At 60.8% G+C, this 14,840-nt stretch carries 12 protein-coding genes; 5 read left to right on the top strand and 7 right to left on the bottom strand.

The annotated features are described in order from the left end of the window. The first annotated feature begins 19 nt into the window (after positions 1-19). Entirely contained in the window at positions 20-2,197 is a 2,178-nt protein-coding gene (flhA, locus tag Q666_RS60875; RefSeq protein WP_022998151.1) for a flagellar biosynthesis protein FlhA, read from the top strand. A gap of 67 nt (positions 2,198-2,264) precedes the next feature. On the opposite strand, the gene Q666_RS60870 is transcribed toward flhA, so the two are convergent. Together Q666_RS60870 and Q666_RS60865 are read right to left on the bottom strand one after the other, a co-directional pair. After that, the gene (locus Q666_RS60870; RefSeq protein ID WP_022998150.1) at positions 2,265-2,540 is read right to left on the bottom strand and encodes a hypothetical protein; all 276 of its coding nucleotides are present in this window, start codon (positions 2,538-2,540) and stop codon (positions 2,265-2,267) included. Between the two features lie 149 nt (positions 2,541-2,689). Further along, positions 2,690-2,965: a hypothetical protein gene (locus Q666_RS60865; RefSeq protein WP_022998149.1), complete on the bottom strand. Its 276-nt coding sequence runs from the start codon at positions 2,963-2,965 to the stop codon at positions 2,690-2,692. Positions 2,966-3,109: 144 nt separating this feature from the next. Between Q666_RS60865 and Q666_RS60860 the strand changes: the two genes are divergently transcribed. After that, positions 3,110-3,721 carry a GNAT family N-acetyltransferase gene (locus Q666_RS60860; protein ID WP_022998148.1) on the top strand — a complete coding sequence of 204 codons (612 nt, stop codon included), beginning with the start codon at positions 3,110-3,112 and terminating at the stop codon, positions 3,719-3,721. Between the two features lie 58 nt (positions 3,722-3,779). Here the strand turns inward: Q666_RS60860 and mtnA are convergent, their stop codons facing one another. Continuing rightward, positions 3,780-4,886, bottom strand: coding sequence for an S-methyl-5-thioribose-1-phosphate isomerase (gene mtnA / locus Q666_RS60855; RefSeq protein WP_022998147.1), 1,107 nt, complete (start codon positions 4,884-4,886; stop codon positions 3,780-3,782). Positions 4,887-5,116: 230 nt separating this feature from the next. On the opposite strand from mtnA, the gene Q666_RS60850 reads away from it, so the two are divergent. Beyond that, entirely contained in the window at positions 5,117-5,698 is a 582-nt protein-coding gene (locus Q666_RS60850) for a hypothetical protein (protein WP_023014621.1), read from the top strand. Positions 5,699-5,802: 104 nt separating this feature from the next. Here Q666_RS60850 and Q666_RS60845 read toward each other — a convergent pair whose 3' ends face one another. After that, positions 5,803-6,741, bottom strand: coding sequence for a metallophosphoesterase (locus Q666_RS60845; RefSeq protein ID WP_022998145.1), 939 nt, complete (start codon positions 6,739-6,741; stop codon positions 5,803-5,805). A gap of 531 nt (positions 6,742-7,272) precedes the next feature. Here Q666_RS60845 and Q666_RS60840 point away from each other — a divergent pair. Further along, on the top strand, positions 7,273-7,758 hold the full coding sequence (locus Q666_RS60840; protein ID WP_022998142.1) for an NUDIX domain-containing protein: 486 nt from the start codon (positions 7,273-7,275) through the stop codon (positions 7,756-7,758). A 76-nt stretch (positions 7,759-7,834) separates the two neighbouring features. On the opposite strand, the gene Q666_RS60835 is transcribed toward Q666_RS60840, so the two are convergent. Continuing rightward, positions 7,835-8,809, bottom strand: a complete 975-nt coding sequence (locus Q666_RS60835; protein WP_022998141.1) for a glutathione S-transferase family protein — start codon at positions 8,807-8,809, stop codon at positions 7,835-7,837. A gap of 376 nt (positions 8,810-9,185) precedes the next feature. Here Q666_RS60835 and Q666_RS60830 point away from each other — a divergent pair, with 376 nt between their 5' ends. Then, complete coding sequence (locus tag Q666_RS60830) at positions 9,186-9,698, top strand: N-acetyltransferase (RefSeq protein WP_031268273.1); 513 nt, start codon at positions 9,186-9,188, stop codon at positions 9,696-9,698. Between the two features lie 236 nt (positions 9,699-9,934). On the opposite strand, the gene Q666_RS60825 is transcribed toward Q666_RS60830, so the two are convergent. After that, on the bottom strand, positions 9,935-12,010 hold the full coding sequence (locus tag Q666_RS60825; protein ID WP_022998139.1) for a membrane protein: 2,076 nt from the start codon (positions 12,008-12,010) through the stop codon (positions 9,935-9,937). 8 nt (positions 12,011-12,018) lie between these two features. Continuing rightward, complete coding sequence (locus Q666_RS60820; protein ID WP_031268271.1) at positions 12,019-14,838, bottom strand: DUF4159 domain-containing protein; 2,820 nt, start codon at positions 14,836-14,838, stop codon at positions 12,019-12,021. Positions 14,839-14,840: the final 2 nt, after the last annotated feature.

The following is a 14,840-nucleotide window of genomic DNA, read 5'->3' as shown; positions in this document are numbered from 1 at the left end:
ACAGGAAACCAGACCACACATGTCGGACACGGCAGCAGGCGAACAGCGCAGACCGGAAGGCCCCGCAGCGGAGCAGCAGACGGCTGCGCCCGCCGCGGCCACCGGTCTTGCAGGCTTCCCCGTCCTTCAGGAGATTGTAGATACCCTTCGCCGGGGTGACGTCGGTCTGGCAACCGGCATTCTCGTCATCCTGACGCTCCTGATCCTGCCGATGCCGCCGATGATGCTGGATACGTTCCTGGCGGTCTCCATCATCTTTTCCGTCATGATCCTCATGACGGGCCTGTTCATCCAGCGGCCGCTGGAATTCTCGTCCTTCCCGACAGTGCTGCTGATTGCGACCATGCTGCGGCTGGGTCTCAATATTTCCTCCACCCGGCTTATCCTGGCGAACGGGCATGAAGGCACTGCGGCGGCGGGCAACGTCATTCAGTCCTTCGGCAATCTCGTCATGGGCGGGAACTTCGTCATCGGGATCATCGTCTTCGCGATCCTGGTGATCGTGAACTTCGTCGTCATCACCAAGGGTTCCGGCCGTATCGCGGAAGTCGCGGCACGCTTTACCCTGGATGCCATGCCGGGCAAGCAGATGGCGATCGATGCGGATCTGTCCGCAGGCCTCATCGACGAAGCCGAAGCCAAGTCTCGCCGCAAGGCGCTCGAAGACGAAAGCGCCTTCTTCGGGGCCATGGACGGTGCGTCCAAATTCGTGCGCGGCGACGCCATTGCCGGCCTTCTGATCACCTTCATCAACATTCTCGGCGGCATCTTCATCGGTGTTGCACAGATGGAGCTGACCTTTACCGAGGCCGCCAACAACTACACGCTGCTGACCATCGGCGATGGCCTTGTCTCCCAGATTCCGGCACTGATCGTTTCCACGGCAGCCGGCCTTCTTGTTTCCAAGGCAGGTGTGCATGGCGCTGCCGACAAGGCGCTGACCAGCCAGTTCACCGGCTATCCGAAGGCACTCGGCATGTCGGCCGCGGTTATGGTGATCCTGGCGCTGCTTCCGGGCATGCCCATGGTCCCGTTCTTCGGTCTTGCAGGTCTTGCCGGTTACCTGGCCTTTTCCGTCGGGTCGAAGAAGAAGAAGGCCGCAGCAAAGGCCGAGATGGTCAAGGCCGTGGAAGCTGCGCCGAAGCCGCCGCCAGAACCGCCGATTACCGACGCCCTGAAGATGGACGAACTGCGGATCGAGCTCGGCTATGCCCTGTTGCCGCTGATCAATGGCAAGGCAACGGGCGACAACGATGTTCTGACCGAGCAGATCAAGGCATTGCGCCGCCAGATCGCGGGCGACATGGGCGTGATAATGCCGCCGGTGCGCATCCTAGACAACATTCAGCTTGGCGCGAACGATTACGTCATCAAGGTGAAGGAAGTCGAAGCCGGCCGCGGCGTGCTTTACCCGAACCACTTCATGGTCATGGATCCCGCAGGTGGGCAGGTCAAGCTGCCGGGCACGCACACCACGGAACCGACGTTCGGCTTGCCGGCAACCTGGGTGGAGGCCCAGTACCGCGAGGATGCTTCCCTGCGCGGCTACACCGTGGTGGATCCGGCAACCGTTCTGTCCACGCATCTGACCGAGACGATCAAGGCCAACATCAGCGAACTCCTGACCTATGGCGACGTGCAGAAGCTGCTCAAGGAGCTGAAGGGCGAGCAGGCCAAGCTGGTCGAGGACCTGATCCCGTCGCAGATCACCGTGTCCGGTGTCCAGCGTGTGCTGCAAACCCTCCTGGGCGAGCGGATTTCGGTTCGCGATCTCGGAACCATTCTGGAAGGGGTGTCCGAAGCAACCGGCATGACCCGCAACACGGACACCATTGCCGAGCACGTGCGCACCCGTCTTGGCAGGCAGATCTGCGCCGCCAATCTGGCGCCCGGCGGCTATCTGCCGCTCATCGCGCTATCGCCGCAATGGGAGCAGGCTTTCCTGGAATCCATCATCGGCGAGGGGGACGACCGCCAGCTTGCGATGCAACCCAGCAAGCTGCAGGAATTCGTCGGCAGGGTCCGCGATGCGTTTGAGCAGGCTGCGCAGCAGGGCGAGGTTCCCGTGTTGCTGACATCCCCGCAGACCAGGCCGTTCGTTCGCTCCATCGTCGAGCGTTTCCGTGCCCATACGACGATCATGAGCCAGGCGGAAGTTCACCCGCGGATCAAGCTCAAGACAATCGGTTCGATCTGAGGCGGGGCAATCATCAGTGCGTTCAACAAGGCTCTGTTGAACACCCGCTGATGTCATGCCCGGTGTGCTAGACGACCACGTTAATCCTGGCCATGGCGGCGGTCTGACTGGCGTATGTGCCCAGCCGGCCCTGGTTCTGCAGGACAAACAGCGAATTGGCCTGAGAGGCCTGCGTGTTGATCGATTGCATCACGTAAGCGAGGTTGTTCAACTGGTCGATACGCTTTGCGGCTGTCTGACGCCGCTTTGTCCAGGCCTTGTTGTAGTCGGCCAGGGACACCTTGCGACTGGAGCTGAAACGTTTGGAATAATCTCGTTGGAAGTAGTTGCCGACCTTAGCCATGCGATTGCCTTTTCAAAAGACTGAAACAGCATAGCTCCCGAAGGAATGAACAAGCTCTTAACGCGCGTTTCTACAGAAAACGCTACGTAACTTTTTTCGAGAAAATATCATCTTCCCGGGCCTTTGCCCGGCGGTTTAGCCGGGAAAATCTAGACGAGTACGTTGATGCGGGCCATCGCGGCTGTCTGGTTCGCATAACCACCCAGCCGGCCTTGGTTCTGCATGACAAACAACGTGTTCGTCTGAGCTGCCTGCGTATTAATGGTCGCGAAGGTGGATGCCAGATTCCGAAGCTGCTGCATTTTCTGCGACGATGCCTGACGGCGCCCGTTCCAGGCCTTGTTGTAGTCAGACCAAGTCGACTTCCGCTTCGTGCTGAAAGTTTTGTGGTAGTCCCGCTGGACGTAGTTTCCGACCTTTGCCATGGCAGCTCCTTCCTGGAGATCTGAACAGACTGTGTGCGAAGATGGTTAACAAGCCCTTAAATCAGCGCAATGTGCACAGGGCGGCTTGGCGACAAACGTTCCAGCTGTTAAGCCCGGAAAAACACGCGAGATTCTGGAGTTTTCATGTCGACGCAAGCGCTTAACCTCGATGGCTACACGGATATTCCGGAGGGCAAGGTTGCCTTCGTGGTCACGTTCCTGGAAATGCTTCAGGCACCTGAACAGCCTCTTGCGCCATCACGCCGCGATGTGACATTGCAGCGGTGGCAGACGCCGGATCTTGACAGCTACCGAAAGCTTTTCCGGGAGGTTGGTGAAGACTGGATCTGGTTCGGCCGGCTGGTTCATGACGACAAGACGCTGGAACAGTTGCTCGCCGAGCCTGCCCGCGAGAACTACCTGCCGATCATCGATGGCAAGCCGGTCGGTACGCTGGAGCTGGATTTTGCAAACCCGGAAGAGCCCGAACTTTCCTATTTCGGCCTGGTCCCCGGCGCGATCGGTGGCGGGCTTGGCCGCTGGCTGATGGCCCAGGCGCTGGACATCGTCTGGTCACGCCCGGAAACGAAACGGCTCTGGGTGCACACTTGCACCGGCGACAGCCCGCAGGCGCTGATCTTTTACCAGGCCTGCGGTTTCAAACCCTACAAGCGCGCTATCGAAGTTGCCGAAGACCCGCGTCTGCAGGGGCTTCTCGGCCGCGAGCGCGCCCCGCATGTGCCCGTAATCGAGTGAGGACGCGCTTCAGCGGGGTCTCGAAGGAATGGGGCTGCCCGCTCGCAAGCGCGCCCGTCTAGGCACTTGCCCGAACCCGCTCCGGAAAGGCATCTGCAATGGCCTTGCGGTTTGCCTCCAGCACGCCGCGCTCGGTGATGAGGCCGGTCACGAGACGGGCAGGGGTGACGTCAAAGGCCGGATTTCCGACAGGAGATCCGTCCGCAACGATGTCCACCGTTTCGATCTCGCCTGTGCTGGTGCGGCCGGTGATGCGGCTGACTTCTTCGCCGCCGCGTTCCTCGATCGGGATCTGCCGGATACCGTCCGACAGGGAAAAGTCGATGGTCGGTGACGGCAGCGCGACGTAGAAGGGCACACTGTTGTCCTTTGCAGCCAGTGCCTTCAGATAAGTACCAATCTTATTGCAGACATCACCGGTGGCCGTGGTGCGGTCCGTTCCGGTGATGACGATATCGACCTCGCCATGCTGCATCAGGTGTCCGCCGGCATTGTCGACAATCACCGTGTGCGGCACACCATGCTGACCGAGCTCCCAGGCGGTTAGAAAAGCCCCCTGATTGCGCGGTCGGGTTTCGTCGACCCAGACATGAACGGGAATGCCGCCGTCATGGGACATGTAGATCGGCGCCGTCGCGGTGCCCCAGTCGACGGTGGCCAGCCAGCCGGCATTGCAATGGGTGAGGATGTTGACCGGCTCACCGGCGCGTTTCAGCCGCGAGATCGCGGCAATCAGCTCCATCCCGTGCATGCCGATGGCCATGTTGATGGCGATGTCCTCGTCGCAGATGTCATTGGCCAGCTTGAAGGCGGCTTCCTCGCGGATTTCAGGTGCCAGCCGGACCAGTGTCCGACGCGCCTTGTCGAGGGCCCATTGCAGGTTGACCGCTGTCGGCCGGGTTTCCAGCAGGGACGAGCAGGCAGCATGGAGATTGTCGTCTGAAGCGTCAGTCCGCATGGCCAGCGCGACACCGTAGGCGGCTGTTGCACCAATCAGAGGCGCGCCGCGCACCTGCATGAACCGGATCGCATGGGCGGCGTCTTCCATTGTATGCAGTCGGATGGTCTCGAACGTGTGCGGAAATCTTGTCTGATCGATGATCTCGACCGAGCCGCCATCTTCCGCCAGCCAGATCGTGCGATATTTCTTGCCGTCCACGTTCATGAGCGAAACTCCGCAATCGCAATATGTTTTTTGCATAACCCATGAACAGGCTTCAGGCCAGTCGCGCGTTACTGGCGCGACTGTCAAAAATACCTTAATCTCCGTTAACCATGTTTGGATCATTGCCAGTGGATAGCTCGCAGGTGGAGGCCATGCGGCTGTTTCACTCGGGATAGAGTCAGTTAAGACTTGATTCACCAACGGCAGTACAACGGAGTCACGTGTACCCCATGTCTGAAATGCAGGATAACGTTGTCCCACATACGCGCATGCGGTCCTTGCGCGATGCGATCCGGAAGGTTCAGCTTGGCGAAGTCGAACGTTCGGACGTGGTTGTTGAGCTCCAGGAGACCGAGCGTGCCCGGCTGGACATGCTTGCAGACGAACTCAAGGACGTTTTCAGGGAAATCCCGGAAGATGACGACCAGTTTTCCCTTCAGATCATCTCCGGTTCCACGCCACGGCTCTGGATCGATGCGACCAGCCACGTGGCCGTTGGCGGTGACAGGCGCACCTATAGGTTCCTGAAGGACACGCGCCTCGGCCGGGTGGTCATTCTGGAAACGGCCAACATCGATGACATGGCAGACTGCCTGACCGAATATATTGCCGAACGCGTGCTGGAGCGGGAAAAGGCGCTGGAAGGCGACTGGCTCAACAACCGGCTGCGGCAGGTCGCACTCGACAGCAAGGTCGTGCGTGTCAAGGAAAGCCGTACACCGTGGATGGCGGTCGCAGGTGCCTTCGGGATCGGTCTTGCGGCGGGTGTCATCGGCCTCATTGTCTTTGCCTGGTTCGCCAATCCGCTCTAAGGCGGCTTTTGTGAAAGACGCCCAGCACTCTCCAGTCTCGATCCTGCTTACCGCAAACCTGTGAGTGCCTTTCTGGGCAACTCGTCAGGCCTGCAGGAAGGGCCTCAGGGCCTGCCGCCCGGAATGGCGACTTCTCGTTCCGCGAGCAGCTTCACCGGCTCGTCTGGCGCGGCAAAGCCATGCTCTTCCATTTGGCAGGACCAGCCCTCGTTTGTCTTTTCGATCCGGAACAGGTTGTAGCGCGCCGCCGGTTTCTTGCCGCCAGGTGCGCTCGTGGCAGATGGCACACCAACCACCGGGACAAGCCCGTCCGGTCCCTCGATATGCTCGAAACTGTCGACATGGGTGTGGCCGTGCAGGATCAGCTCGGCACCGGCTCTCTTGACGACGGCGCGCACCCTGGAGGCGTCCGACAGGCGCTTGTGCCAACGGGTGGCATGGGGGAACGGCGGGTGATGCAGCATCACCACGCGGAAGAAACCGTCCCGGCCAAGGTCGTCGAGAATTGCCCGCAGACGCTTGCTCTGCTTGCTGCCGACACGGCCCGTAGCGAACCAGGGGCCGCTGGCACGACCGGTCGTCACGCCGACAAGGGCGATGCCGTCCCGCTTGCGCACATAGGGAAAGGTTGCTTCCGAGTTGGTGCCGTTTGACGGCACATTGCCTGCGCCATCGCCGCGCATGTACGGCCACCATGCCGCACGGGCCCTGCGCACGGCTCCAGGCACATAGGCGTCGTGGTTGCCCGGAACGACGGAGACATCCTCCGGCGGGCCGATATCTTCAAGCCAGGTCCGCGCACCGGAAATTTCCAGGGGCAACGCGATATTCACCAGGTCGCCGGTGACGGCAATATGGTCGGGCGCCTGCGCCTGCAAGTCATCGACGAGTTGTTCGAGATAACTGCCGCCCATGACCCTCGACCGATTGCGGCGCCAGTTGAGGTAACCAAGGATCCGCTTGGAAAAAAGCTGCAGCAGCTTGGGGTCCGGAAGCGGGCCGAGATGGGGGTCGGAAAGATGAGCGAGCGTGAATGTGGACATGGTCGCGCATCTTCAAAACGAAAAGCGCCGCGTCAAGGGGAAATGACGCGGCGCTTTCAAGTGAGTTCAGGAACTGCCGGGAAACCGGTTACTTGACCGGTTTGACTGCCTTTGCGGCTTTCGGCGCTTTCTCGGTGTTATTGTCTGCGGAGCGCGTGGTTTCGCGCAGCGTCGCGCCAACAACATTCACGAATCCGAACATGGGTCTTCTCCGTACAGGTTCCTTCGACCGACCTTAGTTGGTCGGGAAAGTGGTCAGGGTTGCGACGATGCGCGGGTTGGTCAGGTCGATAGCCGGCTTCCACTGGTAATTGTTGCGGTTGCGGCGGCGTTTTCCAAACAGAGCGTTCAACATTTTATTTTCCTTCAGGTTCGGGCGGTCAGAAGGGCTGCCCTCGAATTCATCAACTTGCCCGATATATATGCATGCGGTGCACAAAGGAGGAGCGTTATTCTCACGGGTCAGCCCTGCGGGGATTGCATGGGTTAAAAAAGTTTTATTTCCCCTCTGGATCCGGTAACGTCCTGAAAATGTTGAAGATATTATCAGTCTTGCCGAAGTCGGTGACCACACGCCTGATCCAGGGAATTGGACTTGTCCGAAACCCGTTCACGCTTGGGGTGCGCGTGATCGTTGAAGACCGCAACAGCCGGGTCCTTCTGGTGCGGCACAGTTATGTCACGGGCTGGTACCTGCCGGGTGGGGGCGTGGACAAGGGCGAGACGATGGAAGAGGCTGCCTGCCGGGAGGTTCTGGAAGAAGCAGGTGTCGTCTCGGTCAGCCGCCCGCAGCTTCTCAATATCTTCCTGAACCAAGAAGCGACAGGCCGGGATCATGTCGGGCTTTATCACATGCCCGAGTGGAGACAGGCCGACACCTTCCTTCAGCCCAATGCGGAAATCGAGGAAGCGGCGTTCTTTGAGCTGGAGGCTTTGCCGGAGGGGCTTACGCAGTCCACAGCCCGGCGGCTTGACGAGTTCCGGTCCGGCCGCGAACCGGAAAGCGGCAAGTGGTGAAGCCTGCCACCACCAAGTTTGTCATGTCGTCTTCCGGGTAAGCCGGAGCCGGCTCACCTGGAAGTTTCGTACCTGATCAGGCAGCTGCCTTGAAACGCTCACGGTCGTGAGGGCGGGTGAAATCCAGGGCCGGCCCGACAGGGACGATCCTGGTCGGATTCACGCTCTCATGTGAGCCGTAGTAGTGCTGCTTGATCGTTGTCATGTCGACCGTGTCTGCAACACCCGGGACCTGATAAAGCTCCCGCAGGTAGTTCGACAGGTTCGGATAGTCGTCGATCCTGCGGATATTGCATTTGAAATGCCCGACATAGACCGCGTCGAAGCGCACCAGCGTCGTGAACAGTCGCCAGTCGGCTTCCGTCAGCTGGTCTCCGACCAGGTAGCGCTGACGGGACAGGCGGTCTTCCAGCTCGTTCAGTGCCTTGAACAGCTCCGTGACGGCTTCTTCATAGGCTTCCTGAGTGGTCGCGAAACCGGACTTGTAAACACCGTTGTTGACTGCGTGATAGACGCGCTCGTTGATACTGTCGATTTCGGTGCGCAAGGCAGTCGGATAGAAATCAAGGTGTGAGCCGGTCAGGTCGTTGAACGCCGAGTTGAACATCCGGATGATCTCGGAGGACTCGTTGCTCACGATCGTGTTCTGGTGCTTGTCCCAGAGGATCGGCACGGTCGCACGGCCGCTGTAGTGCGGGTCGGCCTTGGTGTAGACGTGCCAGGCGTATTTCGCGCCGGTCAGCGGATCTATCTCCGGAAACTCCCAGCCGTTCTCCAGCATGAGCGGCTGTACGGCGGAGACGGAAATCAGGTCTTCCAGTTTCTTGAGCTTTCGGAATACCAGCGTGCGATGCGCCCAGGGGCAGGCATAGGAAACGAACAGATGATAGCGATCCGCTTCAGCCTTGAAGCCACCGTTGCCCGTGGGGCCGGCAGTGCCGTCCGCCGTGATCCAGTTCCGAAACGCCGCGTCCTTACGGACGAAGCGTCCACCGGTGGATTTCGTGTCGTACCATTTGTCTTTCCAGACGCCGTCGACCAGCAGTCCCATGATGCGCTCCCTTGTTGTGCTTCGTCTGGTTAGGTTGTGCACACGGGCGGAAAATCAATCAATTGAATGCTCTGTTCCAGCTCGGTGAACAATCAGCGGACCGTTGAGAAGGGACAAAAAAGGCTGGACCGAAGCAGCAATTGCGTGGTAACCGCTTCTCCTCTTTCTGGAAATATCGGCTTTCGAACACGCTGATATCGCAACGAGACTGGGATAAATGACCGCAGGTCTTACGCTTCGACGACGAACCAGCCGACGAGATAACTCTCGTCCGCACCGTCGCGGCTGACCTGATCCTGGATCTTCCTTACGTTTTATCCAGGCACTGGCAGGCGCGCATTTCTCCAAAGACTGCATGCTTGCTGGAACCAGCCAAATGAAACAGACCACATGGGTCATCCGGCCCGAAGACGCGACAGACACCTCCGCAATTGACGATCTGCAGGCCGAAGCTTTCGGCCCAGGCCGGTTCGCGCGAACCGCTTTCCGGATCCGCGAAGGCGTCCCGCACCGTCCGGATGTCTCTTTCGTCGGCCTTGCGGGTGAGCAGGTGGCAGGGTCAATCAGACTGACACCGATCAGGATTGGCGAGAGTGACGCCCTGCTACTCGGTCCGTTGACCGTATCTCCCGACTTCAAGAACCGGGGTCTCGGCAAGGCGCTTATGCGTACGGCGATGGAAGCGGCGGCTGCGGCTGGAGACAAGGTCGTGCTGCTGGTCGGCGATGCGCCTTACTACAGCCCCTTCGGCTTTCAGCAGGTTCCGTTCGGACGCATTACGTTGCCCGGGCCCGTCGACCCGGCGCGGCTCCTCGTCGCGCTGTTGAATGACGGCGACATTCCGAGCGGAATGGTGCACGGCGGAGCCTCTGTTGCGGTCGCTTCCTGAGGTTGTTTCTGCCTGACGCGGGGCGGGGCGACGGTGGGTGTGGCCCATCCTTCGAGACAGGCCTTCGGCCTTCCTCAGGATGAGGTCGAGGGGAAGCTACCGGCCTATCAATATTCTCTTCCTCATCCTGAGGAGGCCTTCAAGCCGTCTCGAAGGATGGGCCCCAAATACAACAGATCGGTTCGTACTTAGCTCAAGCGGATTGCCGACCGCCGCGAGGGTGGTCGGCGCAAAAGCTACCGCCCTTCGCGATACCAGGTCAGGGACAGGGCACCCAGCAGAAGCGCAAGACCAAGCAGTCCGATCATCAGCGGATAGCGGTCGATGCCGTTGAGGACGCTCGCCTCAGTGGCCTTCAGCCCCAGCCAGCCATTGCCGGCGTAGCTCGCTGACGGACGCATTGAAACAATGCGCGGGACGGTCAAGTCTCCGCCGACATCCCGCAAGCGCTCAGACGCTCCACCCGTCGCTTCGCTGAGCGGGGCCAATGGCTCGGTGGTGGACAGAACGTCGGTATATTCACGCGGGTTCTGGGGCCCAACGTGGATCAGCGCACTCATGTCGCCTTCGGTGATCGAGAACAACCCGGTTTCACCGGCAGGCATGCCGCCACGCCACAGGCCTGGTTCCTGTTCGGTCAGAACGATCTGCGACCGGTCGCCTGTCGGCGAGACGACCGTGACTTCCCCGACGGTCTCGCCCAGGGTCTGGCGTTCGATGACCAGTTCCGGTCCGCGCATGGATACATTCAGCGCTTCTTCTTCCAGATCCGGCTCCTTCATCAGCCAGTGGGCCAGACGGCGCAGCAGCGGAACATGCGGACCACCGCCTTCATAACCACGTGCCCAGAGCCAGACGTGATCGGACAGCAGCATGGCCACTCGGCCTTCGCCTTCGCGGTTGAGAACCAGCAGCGGCGTGTCGCTCGGTCCGGACATCAGCGTCTGGCCGGCGTCGAGTTCAGTGTCGACCACGCGGAACCAGCGGCTCCATGCGGGCGGGTCCTGTTCGGATCCGGGCAGCCCACGGGTGACCGGGTGGCGCTTGCCGAGGTCGGCGAGGGTGGCGTGGTAGGGTTGTTCGAGAATGGTGCCGGTCGGACGGGCCGGAAGGATCGGCGCCAGTGGCGTGCGGTAAAGGCTGCCACCTTCGGCGTAATCAGGACCGCCGGCCAGCAGCATTGCACCGCCATCGCGCACATAGCGGGCGATATTGTCGAAATACAGCATCGGCAGAACGCCGCGGCGCACGTAGCGGTCGAAGATGATCAGGTCGAATTCGTCAATCTTCACCGAGAAGAGTTCCCGGGTCGGGAAAGCGATCAGCGACAGCTGGTTGATCGGCGTTCCGTCTTGTTTTTCCGGCGGGCGCAAGATGGTGAAGTGAACCAGATCCACCGAGGCATCGGACTTCAGAAGGTTGCGCCAGGTGCGTTCACCGGCATGCGGTGACCCGGAAACAAGCAACACACGCAGATTCTCGCGGATGCCGTCGATGGTCACAACGGCCCGGTTGTTGAGCGTCGTGAGTTCGTCGGTCAGCGGCTCGGCGTCGAATTCGAAGATATTGTTGCCGCCATGGGCGATCTCAACCGGAATGTCGATCTTCTCGCCTGTCCGGGCCGTGCGTTCGGTGACGACATCGCCATCGCGTTTGACGGTCAGGCGCACCTGGTCGCCAGGTCCCGTGCCACGGCCCTGGTCGACGACAGTCAGGCTGACGATCTGCTCTGAATCGACCAGGCCGAACCGCGGGGCCTTGTCGAGTACGATGCGCCGGTCCCGTTCATCAACCGTACCGGTGATAAGGCCATGAACCGGGGCGTCGAAACCCAGGGCGCCTGCGTTGCCGGGGATGTCGTGGATCTGGCCGTCGGTCACGATGATCGCACCACCAACCCGATCCGGCGGAACGTCTGCAAGACCGTTTGCCAGGGTCTGGAACGCCTCGGTGCCATCGCCCGAACCGGAGTTGCGCGCTTCCAGAACGCGCAGGTCAAAGCCATCAAGGGCACCGATGCGGCGGGTCAGTTCTTCCACGGCCTCATCGGTTGTCGACTGGCGATCGGAGAGGCGTTGGCTCTGGCTCTTGTCGACGACAAGAGCAACGACGCTTGAGAGCGGTTCCCTGTCTTCCCGCTCAACAGCAGGGTTGGCCAGCGCCAGCAACAGCAAGGCCATTGTCAGGGTGCGCAGCAACCAGCCACGTAAATTCAGAAAGCCGGAAAAGGCAGTGAGAAGAACAGCGATAACGCCGCCTGCCACAAGGGCCCAGAGCGGAACGAGGGGATCGAAGGCGAGTGACCAGACCATCTAGTCTCCTATTGTCCCAAACGCTCAAGCAGAGCGGGAATGTGCACCTGATCGGCCTTGTAGTTGCCGGTCAGGCTGTACATGACGATGTTGACCCCGGAACGGAACGCGTAGTCCCGCTGCATGGGATTGTTGGGCACCGTCGGATACATGAACTCACCTGCCTCGGTGATTGCCCAGGCAGCGGCAAAATCGTTGCCGGTAATGAGGATCGGTGACACGCCGTCACCCGCCCGCACCGGCCGGTCGCCCCTGGCTGCAACTTCTTCCAGGCTTTCCACCCAGAGCGGGCTGGTCGCATACCGTCCCGGGAACGAATCCAGCAGGTAGAAAGCCTTCGTCAAAACGTGATCGGGCGGCACCGGCTCAAGCGGGGGAACGTCCAGGTCTTCCAGGATTTCACGCAGCTTCAGCGTTGCCGGCGTCGAGGCAAAGCCGTTGGCCGAGGCATTGATGTGATCGCGCGTGTCGAAGAGGATCGTTCCGCCGTTGCGCATGAAAGTGTCTATGCGGGCAATTGTCTGATCGTTCGGTTTGTCGGCAGCCGCATCAATCGGCCAGTAGAGCAGGGAATAGAACGCAAGTTCGTCGCGTTCGATGTCGATGGCAATCGGTGCCCCAGGTTCAAGCGCAGTGCGTTCCGACAGGAATTGAGTCAGTCCCGAAAGCCCCGCTGAGCTTGCATCGTCGATCTCCGGATTGCCCGTCAGCACGTAGGCCAGGCGGGTTTCCAGGGTCGATTCCAAGGCCAGAAGATCATCCGAGCTTGATTGCGCCCTGGCTTGATCAGCGCCGGCAGAGGCCAGGAGACCTGCTCCGAAAGCCAGAACAAGAGCCGTGGCGGCGGTGCGGCTGCGCAAGCCGAGACGGCTCAGGCCACCGGCCAGCAGGAAGACGGCAATTGTATCGAGGATCATCAGCAGGAAAGCCAGCGTGAAGAACAGGGCTCTCAGATCAAAGGGATCGGAGGTCGGGTATGCAGTTTGCACGGTTCGGTCGCCCAGCGCCGAGAGGTCGAGCGGAAGGAGCTCATCGTCTCGCTGCATCAGATTGAGCGCACGGAAGCCGTCTTCCGTGCCGTAAAGACCGGGCGGTGTTCTGCGGCTAGCTTCCGCATCCCGGAAAACAGATGCGTTCACGGGCGTGACTTCTACCGGCGGCGGGCCGAAACGGCCATAACCGTCCAGCAGGCGCAAGGGCGGCAACACGCTCGTTGCCGGCGTGCCATCTTCGGCGGTTTCAGAGGCGGCGGCCACGTTCGAGACCGACAGGATCCGCCGCAGCATGTTCAGGAAGACGCCAGACAGCGGCAGGTTCGACCAGGAGGAATCCGCTGTGACGTGGAAGAGCACCATCGACCCCGCGCCGATGGGAGCCGCCGTCACGAGGGGAGTGCCGTCTTCGAGCATGGCCCAGGTGCGTTCAGGCAGATCCGATGTCGGCTCGGCCAGTACCTGCCGGGTCACAGTAACCTCCTGTGGGACCCGCAAGCCCGCGAAGGGCGATCCTTCCGGAAAGTCTGCCAGATGTTGTGGCTGTTTCCAGCTGAGTGAACCACCAAGGGACCGGTCACCTGCGCGCAAACGAACGGGAATGAGATCGTCACTGCCACCCGCGGTCCGCGGGCCGGCGAAGCGGACAAGCGTGCCGCCGTTTTCAATCCAGTCGCGAAGTGTCTCGGTCGTCGATTCAGGCAAACGGCCAACGTCGGCCAGAACCAGCACGGAAATGCCCTGCTCGATCAGAGAAGGTACAGCGTCGGCAATATCCGCATCGCGCGGGCGGCGTATGTCCGAGAAGGGTGCAAGGGCGCGCTCCAGATAATAAAGGGGCGACAGCAGCGGCTGATCCAGATCGCCCGACTGGCCTGAAATCAGTCCGACCGTGCGTCGGCGCCAGCTGTCATCCACCAGTTGGACGGCGCCCGCGGCGGCCTCACCGGTGATTTCGACCCGGGCAATGTCGTTGCGCAACTCGCTTGGCAGTTCGAAGCGCGCCTGTGTTTCGGTCGCGCCAGCTTCAAAATTCGCTTGCACTTCGCCAAGGACAAGGCCCTTCAGATCGAGAGCCTGAAGTGTTGCGGAGCCCAGTCTCTGGTCCGGGTGGCGCACAACGGTCAACGACAGGGCGTCGGCGTCGTTGTTGAGGTCCTTCAATCCCATGGGTGTGTCCAGACCTGTCAGGACCGTTATCGGAGCCGTGCCGGAAATCTGTGCGAGATCGGTTAGAAACGAACCTTTGGTGCTGGTGTTGTCCGACAGCCAGATCACGGCACCGGGCGGTGTCTCCTGGGCTGCCTTGCGCAGGCCGATGCTGAGTTCGGCGCGCTGCGGCGGATAGGGACGCGGTTCAAGTGCGCGCAGTTTTTCCAGAGCCGTTGTTGCTGCCTCCGGTGTGAAACTCTGGCCGGGGCCTTCGGCGGAGGCTGCAAACAGGATTGGCTGACCGCTCTGTTCTGCTTCGCTCAGGATCTGCTCGGCTGCATTGACCTGCGCGGTCCATCCCTTTGCGGATGTCCAGCCGTTGTCAACCAGAACCCAAAGGACACCTTCGCCGGTTTCAAGCGGTTCGCTGGAGCGCCAGATCGGTCCGGCCAGGGCAATGATGAGGATGGCTGCCATCAGCAGGCGGAGCAGTGTCAGCCACCAGGGGCTGCGCTGCGGTGTTTCCTCATGCTGATCGATGCCGATCAGCAGCCGGGTCGGCGGAAACCGGATTTCGCGTGGGCGCGGCGGTGTCAGGCGCAACAGCCACCAGATAACCGGAAGCAATGCCAGCGCGGTCAGGATCCAGGGGGCGGTGAATGTCAGAGGCAATCCTGCGAACACGG

The sequence above is a fragment of the Labrenzia sp. C1B70 genome (assembly GCF_000475395.1).
In the GTDB taxonomy this organism is placed as follows: Bacteria; Pseudomonadota; Alphaproteobacteria; order Rhizobiales; family Stappiaceae; genus Roseibium; species Roseibium algicola.
Note: the sequence above shows the minus strand (reverse complement) of the source record. Positions and strands in the feature narration are given on the sequence as shown.

Excerpts from the sequence above, each read along its gene's own strand:
- Q666_RS60825 (WP_022998139.1), bottom strand. The coding sequence starts at position 12,010 with ATGGTCTGGTCACTCGCCTTCGATCCCCTCGTTCCGCTCTGGGCCCTT.
- Q666_RS60845 (WP_022998145.1), bottom strand. The coding sequence starts at position 6,741 with ATGTCCACATTCACGCTCGCTCATCTTTCCGACCCCCATCTCGGCCCG.
- Q666_RS60830 (WP_031268273.1), top strand. The coding sequence starts at position 9,186 with ATGAAACAGACCACATGGGTCATCCGGCCCGAAGACGCGACAGACACC.
- Q666_RS60840 (WP_022998142.1), top strand. The coding sequence starts at position 7,273 with ATGTTGAAGATATTATCAGTCTTGCCGAAGTCGGTGACCACACGCCTG.
- mtnA (WP_022998147.1), bottom strand. The coding sequence starts at position 4,886 with ATGAACGTGGACGGCAAGAAATATCGCACGATCTGGCTGGCGGAAGAT.
- Q666_RS60850 (WP_023014621.1), top strand. The coding sequence starts at position 5,117 with ATGTCTGAAATGCAGGATAACGTTGTCCCACATACGCGCATGCGGTCC.
- Q666_RS60870 (WP_022998150.1), bottom strand. The coding sequence starts at position 2,540 with ATGGCTAAGGTCGGCAACTACTTCCAACGAGATTATTCCAAACGTTTC.
- Q666_RS60860 (WP_022998148.1), top strand. The coding sequence starts at position 3,110 with ATGTCGACGCAAGCGCTTAACCTCGATGGCTACACGGATATTCCGGAG.
- Q666_RS60865 (WP_022998149.1), bottom strand. The coding sequence starts at position 2,965 with ATGGCAAAGGTCGGAAACTACGTCCAGCGGGACTACCACAAAACTTTC.
- flhA (WP_022998151.1), top strand. The coding sequence starts at position 20 with ATGTCGGACACGGCAGCAGGCGAACAGCGCAGACCGGAAGGCCCCGCA.
- Q666_RS60835 (WP_022998141.1), bottom strand. The coding sequence starts at position 8,809 with ATGGGACTGCTGGTCGACGGCGTCTGGAAAGACAAATGGTACGACACG.